Genomic DNA, 24,997 nt, shown 5'->3' on the forward strand with positions numbered 1-24,997 from the left:
CGGCCGGCCACGAGGGCCGGCCGTACGTGGGCGACAACAGGGAATCGCCCGGGGGGAGCTGGATCGAATCGCTTACGGCAGCACGCAGCAGCCGCCGGTACGGTAGCCGCCGTACTTGCAGCCGGGCTTGGTCGGGCAGCCGGTGTTGGGATCGGTACCGAACGCCTGCGCGGCACCGAAGCCCAGCGTGCCGACGATCGCGATCGCGAACACGACCGCCTGCAGACGCTTGTTCAAGTTCTTCATCGTTCTCTCCATTGCGATGATCCAACCGCTACATGCCGTTCCGTGGCGCGCAACGCGGTCAGGATGGTGGGCACCTGCTCCTTGGTATCTAGTTTTCCGACGTGCGAATAGACGACGCGGCCGTCGCGGTCGACCACGACCAGCAGCGGCACCAGATTCACTTTGAACAGCGCGCGGATCTTCGGCGTCGACAGGGCGACCGGAAAGCCGAAGCCGCGTGCGCGCAGATAAGCGTTCAGGCCCGGCGCATCCGGGCGCGCGACGCCCAGCATCTGCACCTGGGCGGGATCGTGTCGCTGCAGGTCGCGCGCGATGTCGAGGATCGCCGGCACCGAGGCCTCGCAGACCGGGCAGCTGGGATCGAAGAAATACAGCACCTGGCGCTCGCCCGCGGCGCGGCCGAGCACGACGGAAGCACCGGAAAGCGTGGCGGCCTCGGCGCTGGGCAGCCAGGTGCCGACCTGCGGCCGGACGCCTTCGTCGATCAGTGCGGCGTAGTCGCGGCGCAGCTGGCGGTTCTGCACGCCCAGCACCACGACCAGGGCGCAGGCCAGCGCCAAGGCGACATAGGCATAGCTCTCCCTGCGCATACACGCACCTCCCTGTGGCTGTCGCCTGCGTATCGCGCGCATGCCGCGCCGATCGCGTCCTTGCATCGAAGCTAACACCGCCCGCGCGAACGCCGCAACCGAATGCGCAACAGTGAGACTTCGGTGTGAAGACGCGACGGCGCGCGGCGCGCAAACAAAAGCCCGCGCATCGCTGCGCGGGCTTCAGGGCGTGCTGCGGCGCGGCAGGATCAGGCGCGCGCGGGCGCCAGCGCGTAACCCTTGAGGCGTGCGGAGAACGCCTGCAGGGCCTGGATGCCGCTGGCCTCGGCCTCGGCGCACCAGGCGTGCAGCTTCTGCAGCGTCGCCTGAGCGTCGTGCGAGCGATCGTCGAGCACCTGCGCCAAGCGCTGGCGGAAATCGGCCAGGGTGGCCATGCGCGGACGCTCGGCGACCCAGTTCTGCAGACGCTCGCGCGCATCGCCGTCGAGCCAGCGGCCGCCGTCGGCCAGGCCCTTGCGCAGCTTGCGCGGCAGCGCGCGCATGCGGTCGCCGGCGTTGCCGGCTTCCTCGCGCAGCGCCGGCAGGGTGACGCTGCGGTAGTAGTCGGTCATGGCCTGGAAGCGGATCGCGAGCAGAGCCTTGAGGGTTTCGGCGTCCGGCATGGCGATGTTCGGGCGCACATCCAGCGACGGCGCCACTCGCAGCACCTTGGCCAGGCGCAGCTTTTCCAAACCGCGGATCGCGAACCAGCCGATGTCGAACTCCCACTTGCGCAGGGCGAACTTGGCCGAGCTCGGGAAGGCGTGATGGTTGTTGTGCAGTTCTTCACCGCCGATCCAGAAACCCCAGGGGGTCAGGTTGGTCGCGGTGTCGGTGGTCTCGAAGTTGCGGTAGCCCCACCAGTGGCCGAGGCCGTTGACCACGCCGGCGGCCCAGAACGGAATCCACAGCATCTGCAGCGCCCAGATCGCCACGCCGGCGAAGCCGAACAGGGCGAAGCTGATCAGCAACAACAGGGTCGGGCCCTTGGTCGCGTGCGGGGTGTAGAGCTTGCGTTCGATCCAGTCGTCCGGGCAGCCCTTGCCGTACTTCTCGATGTCCTCGCGCTCGCCGCGCGCCGCGCGATAGAGCTCGACGCCGCGCCACATCACCGTGTCGATGCCCTTGAATTGCGGGCTATGCGGGTCTTCCTCGGTCTCGCACTTGGCGTGGTGCTTGCGATGGATCGCGGCCCACTCCTTGGTGATCATCGAGGTGGTCAGCCAGGTCCAGAAGCGGAACAGGTGGGCCAACGCCGGATGGAAGTCGACCGAGCGATGCGCCATCGAGCGGTGCAGGTACAGCGTCACCGACATGATGGTGAGCTGGGTGACCACCAGGAAATAGACGGCGAGTTCCCAGAAGCTGGCCTGGATCAGGCCGCCGGCAAGGAAATCGAGCAGGGAAGAGAGCATGGATGGAACTCCGGGGCGTATCTGAAAAACCGACGACCGGCCCGCATGCGGGCCGGAGGGGAGGCAGCCGAAAGGCACGCTCCCGCGCGGGATGATGCCACCCCGGCCATACCGTTCGCGCCGGTACGGGCTGGTTCTGTGATGGGGGTCGCCGGGTCTGGGGGCAAGACGGGACCGGACGGCAGCAGGCGCTGGTTTCAGCCGGCGTAGGGGATCGCGGCGGTGCACGGGCGGCTGGGCGCCGCGCCCTCCTCATACAGAACATCGGTCATTTTCGGCGATTCGATTGCGAAACCGTCGTCATGTTCGATCAGCGTCCGTGCTTGCCGATTTCGGGGCCATGGGCTGCGACGGCGCGCTGGCCGCGCTCCCGCGGCCGCCCGACTCCATCAGCGCCGCCTCGATCCGCCGCCGCGCACGCGCCTGCTGGTCGCGGCCGTAGCGCCGCAGCGCCTTGCGGTCGTCCGGCGCGAACGGCGAATCGCGGCCGCAATGGTCCAGCAGCAGGGCCAGGTCCTGGGCCACGCCGAGGCGCTCGGCGATGCGCCGGTCCAGATCGGGCGCGCGCACCTTGAGCCCGGCGGTTTTCAAGGCCCGCCGCTGCTGCGACAGCCGGCGCGCGCGACGGCGCCAGCGGTGCCAGGCCTCGTCGTCGCCCTCGGCGCGGGCGCGCGCGCCGGCGCGCTCCATGCGCGCGCGGCTGGCGGCGACCGCCCGCTGCAGGTCCTCGGCCTGCAATCGCGGCCAATCCAGGGCGGCGGCGCCGGCGCGCAGCACCGCCAGCAGAGCGCGGCGACCGGCCAGGCCGGGGTCCGCGACCAGGACCCGACGCGCGTGTTCGGCGCGCGCGCTCGCGGCCACCCGGCGTGCGCGGCGCAGCAGGCGCAGGGCCTCGGGGTCGGGGCTGCGCGCGGCCAGCCGGTCCAGGGTCTCGACCAGCGCATGGGCGTCGCGCAGCGTCGACAGGCCGCGGTTGAGACGGCGCAATTCGCGGTCGACCAGACCCATGCCCGGCCCCAAGGCGCGATCGCCCAGGGCCAGGACCGCGCGCGCTCGGCGCAGGCTCTTGCGCGCCTGATGCACGCCTTCGTGCAACCGACCGCCGCGCCGCGCGAGCTGGACCGCGGCGGCGTCGAGCTCGCCCAGCGCGTAATCGCGCACCGCGAGCGGCAGGTTCGCGACGGCGGCGCTGTCTGCGGCGGGATCGGGCACGCGACCTCCGATGACGACCGCGACGCTGGCGGTCCGGCGCGACGATAGTACGCTTGCGCCATGCCCGAACTGCCCGAAGTCGAAACCACCCGCCGCGGCCTGGCGCCGCATCTGGAAGGCCGCGAAGTGGTCGCCGCGATCCTGCGCCGGCCCGACCTGCGTTGGCCGATCCCGCACGAGATCGAAACCGACCTGCCCGGCCAGCGCATCGCCGCGGTGCGCCGGCGCGCCAAGTACCTGCTGCTGGACACCGCGATCGGCAGCGCGCTGCTGCACCTGGGCATGTCCGGCAGCCTGCGCGTGCTGCCGTCGGACACGCCGGTGCGCGCGCACGACCACGTCGATCTGCTGCTGGATTCCGACCGCGTGCTGCGCTTCAACGACCCGCGCCGCTTCGGCTGCCTGCTCTGGCAGCGCCCGGGCGAGACCCATGAACTGCTGCGCGCGCTCGGCCCGGAGCCCTTGTCGGACGACTTCCACGGCGACTACCTGTTCGAGCTCAGCCGCGGCCGCAAGGCGCCGGTGAAGACCTTCCTGATGGACCAGAGCGTGGTGGTCGGGGTCGGCAACATCTACGTCGCCGAAGCCCTGTTCGCGGCCGGGGTGTCGCCGCTGCGCGCGGCCGGCAAGGTCTCGCGCGAGCGCTACGGCGAGCTGGCCGGCGCCATCAAGACCATCCTGGGCTACGCGATCCAGCGCGGCGGCACCACCCTGCGCGATTTCATCAGCCCCGACGGCGCGCCGGGCTACTTCGAACAGGAACTGGCCGCCTACGGCCGCGGCGGCGAGCCCTGCCCGCGCTGCGGCCGGCCCCTGAAACAGGCCTCGGTCGGCCAGCGCACGACGGTCTGGTGCGGGCACTGCCAGCGTTGACCTGGCACAGCCTTCTAGGCAATTTTGATGCCAACCGGCGAATGCGCCGGCCTAAGATGAACACGTTATAGTCGCGCCTTGCCCCGGGGAACACGATGGCCGAAAGCGCTGACATCACCCTACTGCTGGACGCCGCGCGCGAAGGCGATCGCGGGGCGCTGGACCGCGTCCTGGCGACCCTGTACCAGGAACTGCACACCATGGCGCGGCGCCAACTCGCCGGCCAGCACGGGCAGACCCTGGACGCGACCGCGCTGGTGCACGAGGCCTACCTCAAGCTGGTCGGACGCCGCGAGGCCCAGTTCGACGACCGCGCCCACTTCTTCGCCTACGCCGCCTCGGCCATGCGCAGCGTGGTCGTGGACTACGCCCGCCAGCGCCTGGCGCAAAAGCGCGGCGGCGACCTGCACCGGGTCACCGAACTGCCCGACGACGTCGAAGGCGGGCTGCGCCTGGACGAGGAAACCCTGGGCCTGGACACCGCGCTGACCAAGCTGGCCGCGGTCGATCAACGCCTGGCCCAGGTGGTGGAGCTGCGCTACTTCGCCGGGCTGTCGGAACTGGAGATCGCCGCGTTGCTGCAGCGTTCCGAACGCAGCATCCGCCGCGACTGGCAGAAAGCCCGCCTGTTCCTGCTGGCGTCGCTCAAAGACAGCTGAGCGCCGCCGCCCGTGGACGCCGAGCGTTGGCAACGGCTGTCCCCCCTGCTCGACGCGCTGTTCGAGCTCGAACCGCAGGCGCGCGCGACGCGTCTGCGCGAGCTGCGCGATGAAGACCCGGCCCTCGCCGACGAACTGCAGACCCTGATCGCGCTGGAGGAAGGTCACGAAGACTTCCTCGCCGAACCCTTGGTGGCCGCCCTGTCCGGCGCGCGCGCCGGCAGCACCGTCGGCCCCTACCGACTGGAAAGCCTGCTCGGCGAAGGCGGCATGGGCCAGGTCTGGCTGGCCTCGCGCGCCGACGGCCTGTATCAACGCCGGGTCGCGCTGAAACTGCTGCGCCCCGGCCTGGCCGACACCAACCTGCGCATCCGCTTCACCCGCGAACGCCAGATCCTGGCGCGCCTCGCCCATCCGCACATCGCGCGCCTGCTCGACGCCGGCATCAGCACCGACGGCCTGCCGTATCTGGCGCTGGAATACGTCGAAGGCGAACCGATCACCGACTACTGCCGCAACCAGTCCACGCCCCTGGACAAGCGGCTGCACATGTTCCAGCAGATCTGCGACGCGGTCAGCCACGCCCACGCCAATCTGATCGTCCACCGCGACCTCAAGCCGTCCAACATCATGGTCACGCCGGGCGGCGACGTGCGTCTGCTCGACTTCGGTATCGCCAAGCTGCTCGACAGCGAAGCGCCGCTGCCCGAGCAGACCCGCACCGGCGTTCGCGCCTTCACCCTGCATTACGCCGCACCGGAACAGGTGCGCGGCGAACCGGTCACCACCATGACCGACGTGTACTCGCTCGGCGTGGTGCTGTACGAACTGCTGACCGAGACCAAGCCGTATCGCCTGAAGCGTCAAACCGACGCCGAGTGGGAAGAAGCGATCCTCGCCGCCGATCCGCTGCGCCCCTCGCAGACCGTGCTGCGCAACGCCGAAAGCACCGGCGAGGAAGGCCCGCCGCCGGACAGTGCGGCGCTGCGCCGGCACGCGCGTCAGCTCGCCGGCGATCTCGACAACATCGTGCTCAAGACGCTGTCCAAGCGTCCCGAGCAACGCTATCCCTCGGTGGAAGCGCTGGCGCTGGATCTGCAACGCTTCGAAGCCGGACGCCCGGTGCAGGCGCGCGCGCAGAGCCTGGGCTACCGCTTCAACAAATACGTGCAGCGCCACCGTTGGGCGCTGGCCACCGCGACCCTGGTGACCGTGGTGCTGGGCGCGGCGCTGGCGATCGTGGCCTGGCAGGCGCGCCAGGCGGTGCGCGAAGCCAGCCGCGCGCAGGCGATGCAGGATTTCATGGTCGGCCTGTTCGAGAACGCGCGCGGCACGCCCGAAGGCGAGGCGCTGGACCTGCGCGGCCTGCTCGACGCCTCGGTCGCGCGCGGCAACCGCGAACTCGCGCGGCAACCGCGCGCGCGCGCCGAACTGCTGGGCGTGGTCGCGCGCCTGCGCACCGGGCTGGGCGATTACAACGAAGCCAAGACCCTGCTGGATCGCCAGGCCAACATCATCGAGCTCACCGACGACATCCCGGCCAGCCTGCGCCTGGAATCGCTGACCCAGCGCGGCCAGGTGCTGCGCCTGCTCGGCGAATCGCGTGCCTGCATCGAACTGATGCAGCCCTGGCTGGACAACGCGCGCCGCGAACAGGCGCAACTGCCGACCCAGGCCAGCGAGTTCTATTCCCAGCTCGGCCGTTGCCGGCGCATCAACGGCGAGCGCCAAGGCGCGCGCCAGCTGTTCGAGCGCTCGCTCGCGCTGCGTCGCGAAGTCCTGCACAACGGCGTAGGCGAAGTCGAAAACCTGATGGACCTGGCCGGCCTGCAGGCCGACATCGGCGAGACCCGCGCCGCGCTGGAAGGCTTCGAGCGCGCGCGCACCCAACTGCGCCAGAGCGGCGGCGAAAAGCATCCGCTGCTGGTCGAGATCGGCTGGAACATCGCCGCGCGTCAACGCGACCTGGGCATGACCGACGCCTCCGAACGCGAAGCCGCCAACGCGCTGGCGATCGCGCTGGAGGTCAACGGCAGCCAGCACCCGACCACGCTGTCCGCGCGCCGCCAGCTGGCCGCGATCCACGTCGACCAGGGCCGCTTCGCCCTGGCCGAGGACGAATTCCGCGAGATCCGCGACCTGCTGACCTCGCGCCTGGGCGCCGACCACACCGACCTCAGCGCCACCTACAACAGCCTGGGCGTGATCGCCTGGGAACGCGGCCGCCTGCCCGAAGCGGTGTCCGCCCTGCGCCGCGCCATCGAAATCGCGCGCAAGCACGGCGACACCGGCCGCCTCGCCGGCACCTTGTTCAACCTGGCGATGGTGCTGCACGAACAGGGCCGCAACGGCGAAGCCCTGGCCCTGCTCACCGAATCGCGCCGCCTGCGCGACGCACGCTACGGCGTCGACCACCCGCTGCTGGGCGACACCGACCGCCTCGAAGGCGAGGTCCTGCTCTCATTGAGCGAACGCGACCGCGGCCTGGCCATGCTCGGCGAAGCCGTGCGCCAGACCCGCAGCGGCTACGGCAGCGCCCACTCGCATACCCGTCGCGCCGAACTCAGCCTGGCCAACGCCCAGGCCCTGGCCGGCGACGCTGAAGCGCTCGCGCAACTGGACGCGCTATCGGCCCTGCCGAACTCCGACGCCGAACTGCGCAAGATCGGCTGGCTGGCGCAGGCCTATGCAGCGCGCGTGCGTTGCATCGGCCCGGCCCGCGCGCAAGCGCGCGAACGCCTCGACGTGCTGCATCGCACTTTGGCGACGCAGCGGCCGGACGGCAGCGTGATCGGGCGGGAGATCGATGGGATCAGGGCGAACTGCGGGGACTAGTCATCGCACATCCCGCGGAATGCGCGCGGCTTGCGATTGAAAACAGTCTGATCCGAGTTCGCGCTGGCGTTTGGCTAGAGCCTGATCGCAGTCAGGTCCTCTTACCGGCTGGCCGCCAGACCGAGGCGCGGCTAGCAGTCAGAACTGCACTCTGACCCGTGTTCCCTGTCGACGATAGTGAGCGCCGCTTCTTAGCCAAGCAGCCGTTAAGACTTGTCTTGCCGGCTGGAATAGGTAACGCCTTCAGTACTCAATTCACCCCTTCCTGCGCAACGACCTAACTTCTTCCGCTACGTCTTCCAACAATTGAAGGAATTCAGAATAGGAGAAAGACAAAGGCCTAATTGGCTCAATGAGGTCATGCAAGAAATCTACCTCTAGTTCGCCGTCGCCTCGCTCGCTCTTGATACGGCAAACTATTTGACCGTCATAGCGAATCTCAGCAGCAAGATGCTCGAAATCGACGGGGCTGACGAAGTCAACGCTAAATGCGCTCATTTTTTTGGCAACCTCGGGTCAAGAAATGTATTAAACGAACCGTCCTTATTGAACCTTACACCAGCCCCGTTTGCGCCAACTCTGTACTCGAAACCGCCGCCTCTTAGCTCAGACCTGACGGTTTTCGGACTAGTAAGAATATCTCGAATCACGGTCAGCGCATGCGCATTCTTCTCTGCCACCGTACCAACAGGCTCTTTGAAGAAGCCAGACCGCTGCGCGTGCTGGGTCAGTTTTCTTGCTGCGACGCTCACCCCGTCTCTATATTCAGCATTTCCAGCTCTCAACAGTCCTCTGATCAGATTCGCCTGAAATCTCGCAGCGGCAGTACTCGCAGCACGACTTGGAATAAGAATCTCGCCAGGAAATGAACTGGATTGCAGCGCCCCACTTCCCGATGGATCGAAGTAATAGGGATCGCATGCACAGAGGAACATCGCAAGGACTTCAGGGGTATTGCGCTGATAGAACTTCACTGGATCTGCTGAATCAACAACCTGCCGACCATCAGGATCGACGTACTTAAATGGGTGGTTGGAACCATACCAGTAGCGGTTGAAGTTCCCCCCCGTTCCCGAGCTTGCTGACACGGGGTCGACGGATAGAAACCTACCCAACGTCGGATCGTAATACCGCTGCTGCATATACGTCAGCCCGGTCGCGCCATCCATCACGTGGCCGGTGTAGCCGATGCCGTTGACCGTCTTGTTGATCGGGCTGCCATAGGGCTCGTAGTTCGTACGCTCGATCACCGCGCCGCTGGTGTTTGTGGTCGCCACCGGGCTGCCTAGCGCGTCGGTGTGGTGGTACTTGGTCGCGATGACCGTGTTGCTCGGCCAGTTGTGGTCGATGGTCGCGATCAGGCTGCCGCCCAGGTAGACGTTCTCGTGGGTGGTCTGCGCGCCGGCGGTGGTTTGCGTGTAGCCGAACAGGTACTGCCCGGGCTGGCTGTACTGGAACAGGCGCACCGTGCCGTCGGCCTGCATGGTCTGCACGCGACGGCCCAGGCCGTCGTAGGCGTAGCTCTCTTTGCCCGTCACGGCACGCAGGCGGTTGCCGTAACTGAACTCGTAGCCCTGCCCGTTCTTGTTGTTGAGATTGCCCTGGACGTCGTAGCCCAGGCCGGTGACGGTGGCGCCGCCGGCGTTGCGGACGTTGGTCAGGCGGTTGTTGGTGTCGTACCAGTAGGTGTGCTCGCGCACGCCCGGATGGCTGACGCTGCGCAGGTTGTCGATCGGGTCGTAGGCGTAGTTGATGTAGTGCGTGCTGCCGCCGAACATCGCCGAGCCGGCCGCTGTTAGGCGGTCCAGGTCGTCATAGCTCAGGTAACGGTTGAAGTTGGCGCCCTGGGCGTTGTCGGTGATCTGTGTGGGGTTGCCGTTCTGGTCGTAGGTGTAGGAGAAGCCTGAGATGCCGCCATCATCGACTGTCCACGGCAGCTGACGCCCGTTCTGCCACATCGCGTGGAGCAGGCCGTTGCCGTAGGTGAACTGCTTGATCGCCCCGTTGGGGTAGTAGCTGACGCCGCTGGCGTAGGTGCCGGTGGTGGTGCTGCCCGTCACGGTGGCCACCTGGGTGGCCTGCCCTAAAGCATTGGGCGCGTAGCCCACGGCCAGGCCCGTCGGATACGTCTGCACCGACAAATTGCCATTGCGGTCGTAGCCGTAGCCCAGCGACCAGGCGTACCAGCCGGGCTGGCTGATGCTGTCGCCCTGGCCGTCGAGCAGGCGCCGCTTGTTGTAGTGGTAGGCGTTCACCCACGGCCAGGTGGCGTTGTGGCCGTTGTAGGTGGTGATGGTGGCCGGCAGGCCGTCCTTGGTGTAAGTCCAGGTCTGGTTACCCAACCCGTCGGGGAAACTGAGCTGGGTGAGACGGTTGCGCGCGTCGTAATTGCGGGTGACGGTGCGACCGCCGTTGTAGGCCGCCACATGGTCGCAGTCGACGGTGCTCAAACCCGACAGGCCTGCGGCCGACCAGTTTAGGTTGTCGGCGTTGTCGTAGCCCATGACGGTCGAGCCGGTTTCGGGCTCGTCGGTACGGCACAGACGATTGAGGCCGTCGTAGTAGTACTTGCGCAGCGCCTGCACGGGCTGGCCGGCGTAGGTGCCCGAGCGCAGCACCGACCTGGGCCGCAGGAAGTAGACGGGATCGCGATCGATAACGGTGGTGACGCCGGCCGGCTGGATGATCTCGATCGGATAGTCGGTGGTCGGCTCGTCCCAGGCCGCGTAGCGCGTACGGGTTTGGTGCCCGCGCGGGTTGGTGACGACGATGTCGCCACCCGTCGGATAGGCGGTGGTCGTGGTGAGCTTGCCCAGCTCCGAGTCCTGCTCGACCTTGGTTACTCGGCCCAGCGCGTCGTAGCTGGTCCAGGTGCCGGTGTTGAGGTTCCAGTTGCCGTCCGCGTACGGGTTGCGCGGATAGGAGGCGAAGGTCTGCCGCCCGTCGTGATCGAAGGCGTTGCGGACGATCCGGTAGGTGCCGTTGGAGTCGGCGATATCGCGCTCGTACTGCAGGATTGGGCGCCACAGGGCATCGAACAGGGTCAGCTTTTCGTAGTTGCCCTGCACCACCATCTGCCGCCAGTGGCCGGCGGGAACACCCATTTCTTCCTGGTTGACCTGCTGGAACGAGAACAGCTTGTCGTTCCAGGCCACGGTGTCGTCGGTGGGATAGACGATCCGCGACAGCCGGCCCATAAGGTCGTACTGGTAGCTGGTCTTGTAGCCGTTCTCGTCGGTGACCCAGTCGATCCAGCCGCTGTCGTTGACTACCGCCGACTGCGTGCTGCCCAAGGGCGATTCGGACGTAGCCGGATGCTGGACGCTCTGCGGAATGCCGCGCTTCCAGTTCGACAGGGTGGTGACGTTGTTATTGGCGTCTTTGACCGTGGCGACGGTGCCGTCGGGGTTGTAGGTCAGGGTCTGCTTGCGGATGCCGAACGTATAGAAATCCGTGGGCAAGGCGGTGACGGGGTCATACGTGGCCGAGGTAGGAATCGTGCTGCCGCTGGATACCGAGGCGATCTGGCCTAGCACCCACTTTGACAGGTTGTCGTGGAATGTCGTGGCGTCGGTGCGCGCATAGCCTTGACCGATGTTGCTCGAGCGCGTCACCGTCTTCGGGCGAGCGAACTCATCGAATGCATTGACTGCGTTGCTGTAGCTCACGCCATCCTGGCTGATGGTGGTGCGGGTAACAGGCTGGATCCGCGCCCCCATTCTTTCCTGGGTCAGGCTCAAACCGATTTTCGACGAGAAGACCTGCGTTGCCAGCTCATCGTCGGGAACATAGTCGTTCAAGGTCGTACGCAGCGTCACGCCGGCCGCGTCGAGTTCCCTGGTCTCGATCAGGTAGCCTTCGTTCTTCTCATAGGCAACGCCGAAGCGTTGGCGCAACTTTCTGCCGTCCGGCAACGTCGTTGTATTCCACTTCGATGTCAGTCCCGGGCAATCCGGCGATGCGGGGACGCATCGGTTTCCGATGCACTGAGGCGTTTCAGGTGTTCGCCCGCAGAAGCCGAGCGGCCAGACCCTTCCGTACTCGTACTGCGTGACCAGCGCAGAAACACCTGGGCCAGACACGGTCGAGTTAGTCAGGGAGAAGTTCTCGAAATAGTTGGGCACCAACAGCCTGTCATGCCCCGTTTCACCGCTGCCCAAGGTGGTCGGCGCGCTGGCGACCCGCACGAAGGTCTTGTAGGAGGAGATGGCCGTTGCGTAGCTGTCGGATTGGCCGTCTTTGATAGCCTGATTATAGATATCAGGATCCGTCAGGGTCATTTCCTGCACATGAGTGCTGGAGGTGCCTGTGGAGTTGCGAACAATGTCCAATGTGCAGCGGAACGGCACATGGACCCGATAGTGCCGGTTCAAGTCGAAAACGAACTTGCCTTGGGCACCACTGGGGTGCGTGACCACGTACTCATAGTGGCCGTTTCCCATCGTCGACGAATCGCAGGTGGCCTTGAAGTCGTTGACTTCCAGCATGTCCGGATCGTCGTAATTGGCGCGCAACTCGCCCGAGCTGCCATAGCTCCAGCGCGAGCCATCGGGCTGCGTGACCTGATACAGGCCAACGCCGACATAGGTATAAGCCCAGGACTTCCCGGCAGCGGTGGCCGTTACGATCTTGTCCCCTTGATAGGCGAGGGAAATCGCGCGGCCGTCACTGCTGGTTATGCCCGTAAGCTTGTCTCCGGAGTATGCGTAGTTAACCCAGTTTCCGAACCTGTCTTCGATACGCGTCGCGAGCAGATAGACACGCTTACGCGGCAGGACATACTCAAACCCGTTAGCCTTGCGAAGACTGCGCATTGAGCGTTCCACCGCCCAATCGAACCGATACTTCACGCCATCCGGCGTCAGAAGCATGAAGCCCTCTCCCGCGTAGCCGTTCTGTATCGCAGACAGGCAACTCAGGCGCCCCAGGTCACGGGTGGTCCATGGATAAACGACACCATCGGCAGGGGCTTTGTAAGTGCTTGGCACCCACTTGAGCAGGTTCTGCTCCCCTCTGCCCGGGAGATACAGGTGATAGCCGCTCCACACCTCATCGGACGTGAAGTTCGTATGGTTGATGTACGGCTCGGACGGGATCGAGCACCGCGAGAACCGCTGAGGCGACGTAGGGTTTGCAACGGTCCAACCCCAAGCGCTGGCGAATGTGCCCTCGATGTAGGGAACTTCGACCTCCCAGTTGCCGAAGCCTCCGAGGTAATTGCGGCCAAACCGGTCTTCAACGACGAGGCGACGCCCCAACCGAACCGGTAGCGAATTGTTCCCGGGGAGATCGATGTCGACCGTACGGAAGTACGTGGAGCCGTCGTAGCCGCTGATGTTCTCCCCGAACATACCCGAACTCAGTGCGGATACCTGCTGCGAAGACTTGATCGCCTGGTCGTACTCCTGCCATGGCGCAGCTTCCTGTGCCATGACCATAGAACCGGCGGCGCACAAGAATAGCGCTAGGACACCGCGCAGTAGGAACGACATGGCGCGATTTCCAATGGCAATAGACGGCGCGACAGAGTGAAACGAAACGGCGGCGGCAGCGACCGCGCCTATCCGGTCAGAACGGCATTGCATATCGTGGATACTCTCGCCGAGCAGACCGGCGTGGACTCTTGCGCTTGAACTCAAGCCGGCGCGACCGGCTCCCCTAACGATAGTGTGAAGGCTAGAACAGAGCGCTCGCAAACATTGAGACGACGCGAGCGAACGAGCGCGCGCTTCGAGTGGCGAAGTTACGCAAATCGCGTGGAAAATAGGCCTTACAGATATGCCGCCGGCCTTTCATGCGGCGGCGCAGAGCACTACAACGGCAACGACGCCTGCAACGGCTCGATCGTCCCCTCGCCGCGCATCACCCGCTTGTACTCGGCGCGCGAGACCGAGATGTAGCGGTCGTTGCCGCCGATCTCCACCTGTGGGCCGTCCAGCACCGCGCGGCCGCGTTCGTCCACGCGCACGGTCATGGTGGCCTTCTTGCCGCTGTGGCAGATGGTCTTGATCTCGGTCAGTTCGTCGGCCCAGGCCAGCAGGTACTGGCTGCCTTCGAACAGTTCGCCGCGGAAATCGGTGCGCAGGCCGTAGCACAGCACCGGGATGCGCAGCTGGTCGACCACTTCGCTGAGCTGCCAGACCTGCGAGCGGGTCATGAACTGGGCTTCGTCGACCAGCACACAGTGCAACGCGCCGTGGGCGGCGATGTCGGCGCGGATCAGCGCTTCCAGGTCCTGGTCGTGGCCGAAGCCGATGCCGTCGGCCTTCAGGCCGATGCGCGAGGCCACGGTGCCGCTGCCGGCGCGGTCGTCCAGGCGCGGGGTCAGGATCGCCACGCGCATGCCGCGTTCGCGGTAGTTATGCGCGGACTGCAGCAGGGTGGTGGTCTTACCGGCGTTCATCGCCGAGTAGTAGAAATAGAGCTTGGCCATGCGCCTAGTGTAGGCATCCGTGGCGCAAGTTCCGAGATTGCGCGGTGGGGCGGCGGCGTGCTTGTGGGAGGGCTGTGTTGGGTGCTCCTCGCTATCGGCGGGCGGTGAGCGGGTGGAGCAAATCCCCCCTAGCCCCCCTTTTTCAAAGGGGGGAACCGAGAGCAAGGGAGAGGTGACGCAGGGGTCGATCGCGGCCGTGCCTTTCCCCCTGGAAAAGCCGGGGTCAGGGAGACTGGCTCTTAACGAGCCCTCAATCCGCCGGCGCCTCGACCTTCTTGACCTCGCCGACCTCGACCTGGCCGGTCAGGGTGCGCAGCAGCAGGCCCTGGTCTTTCCAGTAGGCGTCGGTGCGGGTGCGGTGCGGGCCGTAGAACTCGCCGGGGCTGACCCCGCGCATGGCCTGGGTCGAGACCGCGCTGCCGCCTCCGCCGGCCCAGATGTCGGGCCGGCCCAGACTCACCTCCAGGCGCGCGCTCTGGGCGCCGACGCGGCTGCCGGTCTGATTGCGGGCGAAGTGGCGGATGTGCGAGTTGATCCGTGGCAGCGCGGTCGCGTCGCCATATCGGGCGTAGTAGCCCTCGCCCTGCACGGCGACGGCCACCTGCTGCTCCGGCGTCAGCGATTCCCAGATCTTTTCGCGCATCGCCAGCAGTTCGGGATTGTCGCCGCGTTCGGCCGCCAGGTCGGCCCAGACGTAGGCCAGTACGCGGTCGGCCGGCGCGCCCTCGCCGAACCAGTACATCATGCTCAGGAAGTGCTGCGAATATTTGTCGGCGTAACGCGCGGCGTGACGGAACTGCTTGATCGCCTCGGCGTAGCGGCCGTTGTCGTAAGCCCAGATGCCGTGCCAGCGATGCAGTTCGTTCGGATGCCCGGCCGATTGCAGGATCGCGGCCTGATAGATGTCCAGATTGGTGGCGCGCTCGCGCTGCTGCGCGACGGGCGCGGCCGATGCGGCCGACGCCGCCAGCGACAGGAGGCAGCACAGCAACGGCAGCGACCGGGTGTTCATCTACGGCTCCTTGCGGGCGACGGCCCACGGCGCGGCGACGGCGGGCGGATGGCGATCTGGCTGGAGTGTATCGCCGCCTGCGCGGCTGACGTTCCGACGGATTGCGCACCTTGCGCTCAAGCGGTTCGGCCGCGGACGCGGCCAGCGCGCACACCGGCAATGGCCATCGACTGCCGTGCATCTCGCCATGGCGGCGCCTCCGGCGCGGCACGGACGCGGTTGCGTTCGTGTCGCCCGGTTTAGCACGGGTACCGGGGCGGAACCATGCCCGGCATCGGCTTTTCGCCGCGCCGCCGACCCGCGGTCGGCGCGGCGACCTGCGGTTTACGGCGTGGGCTTGGGCGCCGGTTCCTCGGGCACGTCCGGCACCGGCGCGTCGACCTGCGGACGGGTCTCCGGAATGCGCGAATCGACCTTGGGCGGCTGGCCTTCGCGCACCACTTCGACGTCGCCGACGTCGACGCGGCCGATCGCCGGCTTCATCCACACGTTGTCCTGCCAGGCCCAGTACTTCTTGGCGTCCCAGTAGCGCTCGTCGTAGAACTTCGAACCCGGGATCGACTGTTCGCCGGCCGGGCCGGGCACCAGGATCTGCAGGTTGCCGGTGAAGCCGGTGCGGCTGCCGGTGATGTTGCGGCGGCCGGTGCGTAGCTGGAACTCGTAGCGCGGTTTGGCCGCTTCGTCGCCGAAGCGCGCGTACACGGCTTGGCCTTCGCTGGTCGCGCGTTCGCGTTCGGCCGCGCTCAGCGCGTTCCAATAGCGTTCGCGCAGGCCCAGGAAACCGGCGTAGCCGCGCTCGGCCGCCAGATCCATCCAGGCATAGGCCAGCGCGCGGTCCTGCGGCGCGCCTTCGCCGTTCCAGTACATCTCGGCGACCATGCCCTGCGAGGGCTTGTCGGCGAAGAAGCTGGCGCGACGGAAATAGCGCAGCGCGTCGTCGAAACGCTTCTCCTTGTACGCCTCCATGCCGAGCATGCGGTACTTCAGATCGGGGTGGTGGGTCAGGAAGCCCGCGGTGATGAGCAGCGGGTCCTCGACCGGGTCCGGCGGCGGCGCGGCCTTCTTCTCGGCCGCGATGGCCCCCAGGGACAGCGGCAGCAGGGCCAACAGCAGCATCGTCTTACGCATCACGTCAATTCCTTCTTACGGTCTGGGGGTCCAGGAGGGTCCTAGGGAAACCAGGGTAGCCGGTCTCGACTGCCCAAGCGGGTAAACTCATGGGCTAGATAGACCGGCCCACCGGCCGAAAGATGACAACGATGCACGGCCTCAATCCCCCCCAACGCGCCGCCGTCCTGCACACCGACGGCCCCCTGCTCGTGCTCGCCGGCGCGGGCAGCGGCAAAACGCGCGTGATCGTCGAGAAGATCGCCCACCTGATCGCGTCCGGCCGGATGCCGGCCAAGCGCATCGCGGCGATCACCTTCACCAACAAGGCCGCCAAGGAAATGAAGGAGCGCGTCGCCAAGCGCATCAAGGGCGACGCCGCGGAAGGCCTGACCATCTGCACCTTCCACGCCCTGGGCCTGCGCTTCCTGCAGATCGACCACGCCAAGGCCGGGCTGCGGCGCGGCTTCAGCGTGTTCGACAGCGACGACTCCGCCGCCCAGATCAAGGATCTGATCCCGCCGGGCAGCAAGCCCGACGTGCTGGACAACATGCGCAACCTGATCTCGCGCGCCAAGAATGCCGGCCTTTCGCCCGAGGAAGCGCTGAACCTGGCCGCCAGCCCGCGCGAGATGGAAGCCGCACTGCTGTACCAGCGCTACCAGCAGCGCCTGAGCACCTTCAACGCGGTCGACTTCGACGATCTGATCCGCCTGCCGGTGCAGATGCTGGAAGCCGACGAGGAACTGCAGCTGGCCTGGCGCGAGCGCATCGGCTACCTGCTGGTGGACGAGTGCCAGGACACCAACGACGCCCAATATCGCCTGCTCAAGTGCCTGGCCGGCACGCGCGGCCTGTTCACCTGCGTGGGCGACGACGACCAGTCGATCTACGCCTGGCGTGGCGCCAATCCCGACAACCTGCTGGAGCTGGGCAAGGACTACCCGACCCTGGAGATCGTCAAGCTGGAGCAGAACTACCGCTGCAGCAACCGCGTGCTGCGCGCGGCCAACACCCTGATCGCGAACAATCCGCACGAGCACCCCAAGACGCTGTGGAGCGACCAGGCCGACGGCGAGCGGATCCGGGTCTGGGAGTGCCGCGACAGCGCCCACGAGGCCGAGAAGGTCGCCAGCGAAATCCACTTCCTGGCCCAGAAGCACAGCGCGCCCTGGAGCGATTTCTGCATCCTGTTCCGCGGCAACCACCAAAGCCGCGCGCTGGAAAAAGCGCTACAGCTGCTGCGCGTGCCCTACCACCTCAGCGGCGGCACCGCGTTTCTGGAGCGCCACGAGGTCAAGGATGCGCTGTCCTGGCTACGCCTGATCGCCAATCCCGACGACGATGCCGCGTTCCTGCGCGCGGTCACCTCGCCCAAGCGCGAAGTCGGCGCGACCACGCTGGCCAAGCTCGCCGAGCTGGCGCAGCAGGCGCACATGCCGATGTCGCGCGCGGCCGAATCGGTGGGCGCGCTCAAGCAGCTGCCGCCGCGCGCGGCCAATGCGCTGGACGGCTTCGTCAACATCGTGCGTTCGCTGCGCGGCGAAGCCCAGCGCATCAGCCCGGCCGAACTGGTGCGCGTGCTGGGCGAACGCAGCGGCTTGCTGGCCGCGATCCGCGCCCAGTGCAAGGACGAGGCCAGCTTCCAGCGCCGCAAGCAGAACCTGGAAGAACTATCGGACTGGTTCGACGGCGGCAAGGGCGCCGGCCCGGGCGAACTGGCCGCGCAGCTGGCGCTGCTGTCGCACGCCGACAAGGGCGAGGCCGGCAACCAGGTGCGCCTGATGAGCCTGCACGGCGCCAAGGGCCTGGAATTCCGCTACGTATTCATCGTCGGCGTCGAGGAAGGCAACCTGCCGCACGAGGCCAGCATCGAGGAAGGCCGCCTGGACGAGGAGCGCCGCCTGATGTACGTGGGCATCACCCGCGCCAAGGAAGCCTTGTACTTGTCGCACTCGCGCGAGACCCAGCGCTGGGGCGACCGCATCCGCCTGCAGCCCAGTCGCTTCATCGAAGAACTGCCGGTGGGGGAACTGCAGCGCGACGGCGCCGACCCGGTCGCCGACGCGGCGCGCAAGCAGGAGCGCGCCAGCGCCGGCTTCGCCGCGATCAAGGCCTTGCTGGAAGGCTGAGCCGCAGCGAGCGCACTCATGACCTCGGACGATCACCGCACGCTGCGCATCCGCGACCTCGCACCCGGCGACCATGCCGCGGTGCTGGCCCTGAACCTGGAATCGGAAGCGCTGCTGAGCCCGATGGACGGCGCGCGCCTGCTCGAGCTGCTGCGGGAAACGGCCTACCACCGCGTGCTGGTCGACGACGGCGATCGCGTGCTCGCCTTCCTGCTCGCGTTCCGCGAAGGCTGCGGCTACGACAGCCCGAATTACCGTTGGTTCCAGGCTCACTACCCACGTTTCCTGTACATCGACCGGATCGCCGTGTCGTCGACGCAGCAGGGACGCGGCCTGGGCGCGGTGCTGTATCGCGACCTGTTCGCATTCGCGCGCGCCGGCGCGGCCGGCGCGGTCGCCTGCGAGTTCTACAGCCAGCCCTTGAACGAAGGCTCCAGCCGCTTCCACGCCAAATTCGGCTTCGGCGAAGTCGGCACCCAGTGGGTGGCCGAGGGCCGCAAGCAGGTCTCGCTGCAGATCGCCGCGCTCTAGCCGCGCCCGGGATTGCGCACGCGCGGCGGTTGCGGGATGGTGCGAATTCCTGCCCAGGTTCGGACACGACCATGCCTGTTTCCACCGCCTTGTCGCGTAGCGTCTTCATCGCCGCCCTGCTCGCCGCCGGCACGGCCTGGAGCGGCGAGCGCCCCGAGTTCCTGAAGTCCCCCGACCCCGCCGCCGCCAGCCTGCCGTTCTCCGAAGCGGTGCGCAGCGGCGACCTGCTGTTCCTGTCCGGCCAGATCGGCACCGCCGCCGGCAAGAACGAACTCGTCCCCGGCGGCATCGCCGCTGAATCCGACCGCACCCTGCAACGCATCCAGGAAGTCCTGGAACGCCACGGCGCCTCGATGCGCGACGTGATCAAGTGCACCGTGTTCCTGGCCGACATCAAGGAATGGCCGGCCTTCAACGAGGTCTACCGCCGCCACTTCCAGGCCCCGTTCCCGGCGCGCAGCGCATTGGCCGCGTCCGGCTTGGCGATGAATGCCCGCGTCGAAGTGGAATGCATCGCGCAAGCACCCAAGCGCTGACGTTGCGCTGCTAGTTAGCCAACAACTCACGCGCACACAAACAGCCCCGCCACAACCGCAATCGGTGTTGGTGTTGGTGTTGGTGTTGGTGTTGGTGTTGGTGTTGGTGTTGGTGTTGGTGTTGGTGCTGGTGCTGGTGCTGGTGCTGGTGCTGGTGCTGGTGTTGGTGTTGGTGTTGGTGTTGGTGTTGGTGTTGGTGTTGGTGTTGGTGTTGGTGTGGCATTGAAGTCCAAAAGCAAGCACTCACCCGACCAATCGTAGACCCGAAGGGCGGCGCGCAGGACGCGCGCCGTTTTTCGAATGGACAGGGACGTCCATTCGAAAAATCCCCGCGCAAGCCCCGAACCCGCAGGGGAGGTTTGGTCCCGCTAGCCCTTCTCTTTGGTTACTTTCTCTTGGGCTAGCAAGAGAAAGTGACCCGCATGCGCAGCAGGCGGAAGCCTTTGATCTTCGGCCAGAAAAGACGAAAGCAAAGCAACAGCAAATCCTCCCCAACCCTCCTTTTGCAAAGGAGGGAGCTAGAAGCAACGGCAAGTGGCGCGCATGCGCAGCAGGCGGAAGCCTCTAACCTTCGTCCCGAAGAGACGAGAGCAAAACCAAAGCAAATCCTCCCCAACCCGCCCGGCCAGCAGGCACAGCCTGCTGGCGTTCACCCGTGTACGAACCTGCGGTTCGTAAGCCGCACGGCTTCACCCTTTTCCAAAGGAGTGAGCCAGAAGCAAGAGAAGTGAGCATTTCCGATGGAGGAAGCCAACGCCCAAAGAACAAGAGCGGCCAACCGCCCCACGCATGGCCCACCCCACACCTCGGCTACACTTCAGCCCTTTCCAAGCCCCGGATCGCGCATGCACACCCGCGCCCTTACCCTCTCCGTCCTCGCCTGCGCCCTTGCCCTGAGCGCCTGCAAGCGCACCGAACCCGCCGCCGAATCCGCCAAACCGGCCGAGCCCGCAGCGGCCGCCGCCCCGGCTAACGTCACCGCCAGCGCCACGCCCGCGACGCCGGCCGGCCCCGGCGCCGACGACAACCTCAACGCCGTGCTCTGGGTGCAGACCTCGGCCGAATACCGCGCCGCCACCGAAACCGTCTACCGCGCCGCCGCCGACAAACTCGAGCTCGCGCTGAAGCAGAAGAACTGGGACGCCCTGGTGCCCGACGAGCGCGGCAACGCCGCCACCGGCCTGGCACCGGCCGTGGTCATGGACGTGGACGAGACCGTGCTGGACAACTCGCCCTACCAGGCGCGCCTGGTCCGCGACGGCAAGCAGTACGACGAAGTCAGCTGGGATGCCTGGGTCGCCGAGAAGAAGGCCAAACCGCTGCCGGGCGTGGTCGACTTCGCCAAGGCCGCCAACGCCAAGGGCGTGACCGTGCTGTACCTGTCCAACCGCGCCGAGCACCTGCAGGCCGCGACCCTGGCCAACCTGCGCGCGGTCGGCATGCCGGTGAAGGACGACAGCGTCTTCCTGGGCCTGGGCACCTTCGTCGAAGGCTGTGAGCAGAACGGCAGCGAAAAGAACTGCCGGCGCAAGCTGGCCGGGCAGAAGTACCGCGTGCTGATGCAGTTCGGCGATCAGCTCGGCGACTTCGTGCAGGTCGTGGCCAACACCCCGGACGGCCGCAATCGGCTGCTCGAGCAGTACCACGACTGGTTCGGCGAACGCTGGTGGATGCTGCCCAACCCGACCTACGGTTCCTGGGAGCCGGCGCTGTTCAACAACGCCTGGGACCAGCCCACCGAGGCACGCCGGGCCAGCAAGCGCGCGGCGCTGAACGTCGCGCCCTGAGCCCTCTCGCCGGCTTTGGCGCATCGCAGCATCATAGGAACCATAAAAATCAATATCTTACCTGACTTAATTTCAGGTATTGCATTAACTTGACGGGCGACGTAGTCTGCTCGCGTCCGGCCTCGGCCGGAGCCATGCCACAACTCGAAATCCCGGCTTCGGCCGGTTTAAAGGAGGCCCAGCGCCTCCTTTTTTTATCCGCGACGAGATGAGAAAGCGGCACCCGCCGGTCGCGCCGCATCGCCGTGTTACGAAGCCGCGATCAGTACGTCACCGTCACCGTGATGGTGTCGCTGTAACTGCCGATGGCTGGCGCCTGTACGCCGACCCGGCCGTAGACCGACAGCGACTGCGCGGCGCCGGTCCCGGTGCCGGCCAAGGTGTCGCTGCCCAGGGTATTGCCCCAGCGCAAGCTGCGCGGGCTGTTGCGATACAGCTCGTAAACGACGAACTGACCGGCACCGTTACGCATGCGCCGGGTCGTGCCGCTGGCGTAGAGGCCGTTGTCGAGGCCGATCTGCCAGGCGGTGCGGCCGCTGCAGACCAGGCCGATCGAGGTGGTCTGGTCGACGTTGGAGGCGATCGGCCCCGGCACGTTGCCGAAGGCGAGGTTGGGCACCGGCTTGGGGGTGAGCGTACAGCTGTTGGGCACCGAGCCGTTGACGGTGAAGGGGAATTGGCTAGGCGTGCCGGCATCGCCGCCGGAGGTGCATGAGGCCGGCATCGCGGGGGTGCCAAGCAATTGCTCGGCGGAGCGGAACTCGATCAAGGTGTCGGCACCACCGGTGAAGCGGTTGACGTAGGTGCCGGCGTTGAGTCCTGTCTGGGCAGGGATGCGGCCGTACAAGGTCGTGTTGATCGTCTGGCTGCCGCCGAGCACGGGCACCGCATAGCTGAATTGCAGCAGCAATGGATTGGGCACCGTGGCATTGCCGCGCGCGCCCCAGATCGCGCTGCGGGCGGCGTCGGTATAGAGCTGCATCTGCATCGGATCGTTGAAGGTGTTGATGACGCGGCGCGGGTTGAGGGTGCCGCCGCCATCGGTGCCGCTGAAGATGCTCACGCACATGTTGACCTTGGCGTTGGCGAGCAGGGACAAGCCGAAGGTCGAGCAGGTGACGCTCAAGGTCGCGGTGGCATCGCTGATCGCTCCGCTGGTCGCCGGAAAATTCAGCGTCGTCATGGTGGCGGTGCAGGTGGTCGCCGCGGATGCGGGACGCGCTGGCAGCCAGAGCATCAGCGCCAGGCATAGCGCGACGGCATGCAGACGATTCACCGCGGCGCCTCGGTCCGGCAGACCAGCGGCCCGATGCGCGGCACGCCGTCGCCGAGCGGATACGCGAAGCGCACGCTGCAGGTGCCGTCGGCGGTGTCGACGCGCAGCGTGTTGAGTTCCTGCAAGGTATCCAAGTAGGTTTCGCCGTCGTAGCCGACGACCGCGCTCGCGCCCGAATCCAGATGCACGCGGCTGCCGACCGGCAACGCCTGGCCGCGCGCGTCCTGCAGCACCAGCACGGCGGCGTGCACTTGCTCGATGCCGAAGCGCACCAGGGTGCCTGAGCGGTCCGGCGGCGTGGCCTGGACCTCGACCCTGTCGAGGCGCAGATCGGCGGGCAGTTCCATCGGATCGATGCCGATGCGGTTGCGCTGCCAGGCATTGAGCGGCGTCACCAGCAGCATGCCGTCGCGATCGGTGCGGCCGATCGGGCGGTTCTCGAGCAACACCGGCACGTCGGCGCGGCCGGTGGAGACCACCGCGAACGCATCGCTGACATTGCGCGCGGCGAAGACGTGACCGCCCATCCAGACCAGCGAGCCGCTGGCGCTGGCATAGCCGTAGTCGTTGTCGCCCTGGCGGGCGAGGCCGAGGCTGTAACGTCCGAACGAGCTCAGCCAGCCGGCTTCGGCCAGGCCGCCCTCTTCGCCGTCGCCGCCGCGCGCCTGCAGGCGCCAGCCGAAGCCGCCGTCACCGGGCACCGGCCGGCTCAGGTCGAACACGGCTTGGTCGCGATCGCGGTTGCGTTGCAGCGAGGCGCTGACTTGCAGGCGGCGATCGTCGCGGCCGTAGTCCAGGTTCATCGAGTAACCCAGGTAGACGTTGCGATCCTCGGCGCGATCCAGGTTCTGGTTGTAGGACAGGCTCAGCGCCGCGCCGCCCTTGAAGGTGCGGGTCCAGGTGGCGCTGCCGTAGCGGGCTGGCGTTTCGTCGCGATGAGTTTCGTCGCGATAAACCAGGCGCACGTAGCTCAACCCCAGGCTCCCCAGGCGGGTGTCGTTCCAACTGGCCACCGCGCGTTCGCTGACCCGCGCCGGGCGCGCGCCGTAGCGCGAGGCGACGTCGCGGTACTCGCCCTGCGTGCGCTGGGTGTCGGCGGCGAGGTTGAAGCGGCCGTTGCTCCAGTTGTAGGCGGCGGCGTACAGCCAACCGGAATCGCTGCGGTCCTGGCCGTACGCGAGCGTCGCGCCGAACACGCCGGCGCGCCCCATCAACCAGATCGCGCCGAGTCCGCCGTTGACCACGCTGTCGCCGCCTTCGGCGTGCGCTTCCAGGGTGAATTCGTCGCTGACGCCGTAGCGCAGGTCGGCGCTGCCGAGCAACTCGCTGCCGTACGAGAACGAACGCAACGCGTAGTCCTCCCGTGCCAGGCCCAGGCTCAGCGACCAATCCGACAAGCCCTTGGCGAGCAGCTGTTGCGCGGCGTAGAACGGAAAGTCGAGCTGACGGGTGCGGCCGAAAGCGTCGGTAACCACCAGTTGCGCATTGCCTGCACCGGTGATGCCCGGAACGGTCGCGAGCTGGAACGGCCCCGGCGGCAGCTCGCCGCTGTACTGGCGAATGCCGTTGACGTACAGGTCCACCGCCGACGGCACCGCGACCTCGCCGAGGAAGGTCGGTAGCGGCGTGGTGATGCGATACGGCTGCAGGCCGAAATCGCGACCGATGCGCACGCCGCCCAGGCGCAGGGGCCGGGTCCAGTCGAGTTGGCCGCTGATTACGTCGCCGACGGTCACGCTCACCATCGAGGCCGGTGCCGACCAGCGCCAGCTGCTGTCCAGGCGCACCGAATCGGTCCGCCGCCGCTCGCCTTCGCCGCGATGGCTGCGCGTCACCGCGGTCTGGCTGAAGACGCCGGCGCCCAGACCGAAAGCGCGCAGTTCGGCGAAGGCGCTGATGCTGTCGCCGCGGTCGTCGCGGCTGGCATAGACGTCGTAGTTGAGCAGCACGCCGGGCGATGCGGTGGCGGTGGGAACATCGACGCCCGGTGCGTTCAGGCGCGTGGTCGCCAAGGACAGCAACGACAGCGGCGCGTCGATCGCCACGCGTTGCAGCGACGCGTCGTAGCGCACGGCGACGCCGACCAAACTGTCCGGTGCCAGCGATTCGCCGTCCGCGCGGCCTTCGAGGACGAAGCCGATCTGGCGCAGGGTCGCGACGCTGGCGAACAAATGGCCGTCGCGCAGCTCGAACGGCTGCGGCGCGCCGTAGGCGATCTGATTGAGGCTGACTTCCAGATAGAGCTGGAGCGGAGCGGCGGCGGTACCGATCTCGTCGGCCTGGGACGCGGTCAACGGCGGCAGTTCCGCCGCATGGCCCGCCGACGACGCCAGGAGCAAGCCGGCGGACATGG

The 24,997-nt window shown here is 67.0% G+C and carries 18 protein-coding genes; 8 read left to right on the top strand and 10 right to left on the bottom strand.

The genetic code is table 11. The annotated features are described in order from the left end of the window. Positions 1–72: 72 nt before the first annotated feature. The 4 genes from BMZ45_RS21715 to BMZ45_RS15095 all read right to left on the bottom strand — a co-directional run bounded on the left by BMZ45_RS21715 (position 73) and on the right by BMZ45_RS15095 (position 3,463). Positions 73–246, bottom strand: coding sequence for a hypothetical protein (locus BMZ45_RS21715; protein ID WP_175489090.1), 174 nt, complete (start codon positions 244–246; stop codon positions 73–75). Continuing rightward, positions 243–836, bottom strand: a complete 594-nt coding sequence (locus BMZ45_RS15085; protein WP_175489091.1) for a redoxin family protein — start codon at positions 834–836, stop codon at positions 243–245. Before BMZ45_RS15085 ends, BMZ45_RS21715 begins: the two co-directional genes overlap by 4 nt. A 209-nt stretch (positions 837–1,045) precedes the next feature. Then, on the bottom strand, positions 1,046–2,251 hold the full coding sequence (locus tag BMZ45_RS15090; protein WP_091637371.1) for a DesA family fatty acid desaturase: 1,206 nt from the start codon (positions 2,249–2,251) through the stop codon (positions 1,046–1,048). A 300-nt stretch (positions 2,252–2,551) separates the two neighbouring features. Then, positions 2,552–3,463, bottom strand: coding sequence for a CHAD domain-containing protein (locus BMZ45_RS15095; protein ID WP_175489092.1), 912 nt, complete (start codon positions 3,461–3,463; stop codon positions 2,552–2,554). 60 nt (positions 3,464–3,523) lie between these two features. Between BMZ45_RS15095 and mutM the strand changes: the two genes are divergently transcribed. The 3 genes from mutM (at position 3,524) to BMZ45_RS15110 (ending at position 7,830) form a co-directional block, all read left to right on the top strand. Next, positions 3,524–4,336 carry a bifunctional DNA-formamidopyrimidine glycosylase/DNA-(apurinic or apyrimidinic site) lyase gene (mutM, locus tag BMZ45_RS15100; RefSeq protein WP_091637372.1) on the top strand — a complete coding sequence of 271 codons (813 nt, stop codon included), beginning with the start codon at positions 3,524–3,526 and terminating at the stop codon, positions 4,334–4,336. A gap of 95 nt (positions 4,337–4,431) precedes the next feature. Further along, a complete protein-coding gene (locus BMZ45_RS15105) occupies positions 4,432–4,995 on the top strand; it encodes an ECF-type sigma factor (RefSeq protein WP_091637373.1) in 564 nt (187 codons plus the stop codon). Positions 4,996–5,007: 12 nt separating this feature from the next. Continuing rightward, positions 5,008–7,830, top strand: a complete 2,823-nt coding sequence (locus tag BMZ45_RS15110) for a serine/threonine-protein kinase (protein WP_091637374.1) — start codon at positions 5,008–5,010, stop codon at positions 7,828–7,830. A gap of 494 nt (positions 7,831–8,324) precedes the next feature. On the opposite strand, the gene BMZ45_RS22025 is transcribed toward BMZ45_RS15110, so the two are convergent. The 4 genes from BMZ45_RS22025 to BMZ45_RS15130 all read right to left on the bottom strand — a co-directional run bounded on the left by BMZ45_RS22025 (position 8,325) and on the right by BMZ45_RS15130 (position 16,403). Then, complete coding sequence (locus tag BMZ45_RS22025; RefSeq protein ID WP_254776663.1) at positions 8,325–13,322, bottom strand: RHS repeat domain-containing protein; 4,998 nt, start codon at positions 13,320–13,322, stop codon at positions 8,325–8,327. 320 nt (positions 13,323–13,642) lie between these two features. Continuing rightward, positions 13,643–14,263, bottom strand: a complete 621-nt coding sequence (locus BMZ45_RS15120; protein WP_091637375.1) for a thymidine kinase — start codon at positions 14,261–14,263, stop codon at positions 13,643–13,645. A 250-nt stretch (positions 14,264–14,513) separates the two neighbouring features. Next, the gene (locus BMZ45_RS15125; RefSeq protein ID WP_091637376.1) at positions 14,514–15,275 is read right to left on the bottom strand and encodes a sel1 repeat family protein; all 762 of its coding nucleotides are present in this window, start codon (positions 15,273–15,275) and stop codon (positions 14,514–14,516) included. A gap of 324 nt (positions 15,276–15,599) precedes the next feature. Continuing rightward, positions 15,600–16,403 (bottom strand): sel1 repeat family protein, encoded by an 804-nt coding sequence (locus BMZ45_RS15130; RefSeq protein ID WP_139215529.1) that lies wholly within the window; start codon positions 16,401–16,403, stop codon positions 15,600–15,602. Between the two features lie 131 nt (positions 16,404–16,534). On the opposite strand from BMZ45_RS15130, the gene BMZ45_RS15135 reads away from it, so the two are divergent. The 5 genes from BMZ45_RS15135 (at position 16,535) to BMZ45_RS15155 (ending at position 21,368) form a co-directional block, all read left to right on the top strand. Further along, the gene (locus tag BMZ45_RS15135; RefSeq protein WP_091637378.1) at positions 16,535–18,514 is read left to right on the top strand and encodes a UvrD-helicase domain-containing protein; all 1,980 of its coding nucleotides are present in this window, start codon (positions 16,535–16,537) and stop codon (positions 18,512–18,514) included. A gap of 18 nt (positions 18,515–18,532) precedes the next feature. Further along, a complete protein-coding gene (locus BMZ45_RS15140) occupies positions 18,533–19,045 on the top strand; it encodes a GNAT family N-acetyltransferase (RefSeq protein WP_091637379.1) in 513 nt (170 codons plus the stop codon). Between the two features lie 71 nt (positions 19,046–19,116). Beyond that, a complete protein-coding gene (locus BMZ45_RS15145; RefSeq protein WP_091637380.1) occupies positions 19,117–19,581 on the top strand; it encodes a RidA family protein in 465 nt (154 codons plus the stop codon). A gap of 97 nt (positions 19,582–19,678) precedes the next feature. Further along, complete coding sequence (locus BMZ45_RS22135) at positions 19,679–19,807, top strand: hypothetical protein (protein WP_256374559.1); 129 nt, start codon at positions 19,679–19,681, stop codon at positions 19,805–19,807. 619 nt (positions 19,808–20,426) lie between these two features. Further along, the gene (locus tag BMZ45_RS15155; RefSeq protein WP_091637381.1) at positions 20,427–21,368 is read left to right on the top strand and encodes a 5'-nucleotidase, lipoprotein e(P4) family; all 942 of its coding nucleotides are present in this window, start codon (positions 20,427–20,429) and stop codon (positions 21,366–21,368) included. Between the two features lie 262 nt (positions 21,369–21,630). Here BMZ45_RS15155 and BMZ45_RS15160 read toward each other — a convergent pair whose 3' ends face one another. Then, positions 21,631–22,644, bottom strand: a complete 1,014-nt coding sequence (locus BMZ45_RS15160) for a Csu type fimbrial protein (RefSeq protein ID WP_254776664.1) — start codon at positions 22,642–22,644, stop codon at positions 21,631–21,633. Next, complete coding sequence (locus tag BMZ45_RS15165; protein ID WP_091637382.1) at positions 22,641–24,995, bottom strand: fimbria/pilus outer membrane usher protein; 2,355 nt, start codon at positions 24,993–24,995, stop codon at positions 22,641–22,643. The genes BMZ45_RS15160 and BMZ45_RS15165 overlap by 4 nt, the downstream gene beginning before the upstream one ends. Positions 24,996–24,997: the final 2 nt, after the last annotated feature.

Origin of the sequence: Lysobacter sp. cf310 (genome assembly GCF_900114355.1) — a bacterium.
Classification (GTDB): domain Bacteria; phylum Pseudomonadota; class Gammaproteobacteria; order Xanthomonadales; family Xanthomonadaceae; genus Lysobacter.

Bases quoted from the DNA above. Each gene is read 5' to 3' on its own strand.
- BMZ45_RS21715 (WP_175489090.1), bottom strand. From the start codon at position 246: ATGAAGAACTTGAACAAGCGTCTGCAGGCGGTCGTGTTCGCGATCGCG.
- BMZ45_RS15085 (WP_175489091.1), bottom strand. From the start codon at position 836: ATGCGCAGGGAGAGCTATGCCTATGTCGCCTTGGCGCTGGCCTGCGCC.
- BMZ45_RS15090 (WP_091637371.1), bottom strand. From the start codon at position 2,251: ATGCTCTCTTCCCTGCTCGATTTCCTTGCCGGCGGCCTGATCCAGGCC.
- mutM (WP_091637372.1), top strand. From the start codon at position 3,524: ATGCCCGAACTGCCCGAAGTCGAAACCACCCGCCGCGGCCTGGCGCCG.
- BMZ45_RS15105 (WP_091637373.1), top strand. From the start codon at position 4,432: ATGGCCGAAAGCGCTGACATCACCCTACTGCTGGACGCCGCGCGCGAA.
- BMZ45_RS22025 (WP_254776663.1), bottom strand. From the start codon at position 13,322: ATGTCGTTCCTACTGCGCGGTGTCCTAGCGCTATTCTTGTGCGCCGCC.
- BMZ45_RS15120 (WP_091637375.1), bottom strand. From the start codon at position 14,263: ATGGCCAAGCTCTATTTCTACTACTCGGCGATGAACGCCGGTAAGACC.
- BMZ45_RS15125 (WP_091637376.1), bottom strand. From the start codon at position 15,275: ATGAACACCCGGTCGCTGCCGTTGCTGTGCTGCCTCCTGTCGCTGGCG.
- BMZ45_RS15130 (WP_139215529.1), bottom strand. From the start codon at position 16,403: ATGCGTAAGACGATGCTGCTGTTGGCCCTGCTGCCGCTGTCCCTGGGG.
- BMZ45_RS15135 (WP_091637378.1), top strand. From the start codon at position 16,535: ATGCACGGCCTCAATCCCCCCCAACGCGCCGCCGTCCTGCACACCGAC.
- BMZ45_RS15140 (WP_091637379.1), top strand. From the start codon at position 18,533: ATGACCTCGGACGATCACCGCACGCTGCGCATCCGCGACCTCGCACCC.
- BMZ45_RS15145 (WP_091637380.1), top strand. From the start codon at position 19,117: ATGCCTGTTTCCACCGCCTTGTCGCGTAGCGTCTTCATCGCCGCCCTG.
- BMZ45_RS15155 (WP_091637381.1), top strand. From the start codon at position 20,427: ATGCACACCCGCGCCCTTACCCTCTCCGTCCTCGCCTGCGCCCTTGCC.
- BMZ45_RS15165 (WP_091637382.1), bottom strand. From the start codon at position 24,995: ATGTCCGCCGGCTTGCTCCTGGCGTCGTCGGCGGGCCATGCGGCGGAA.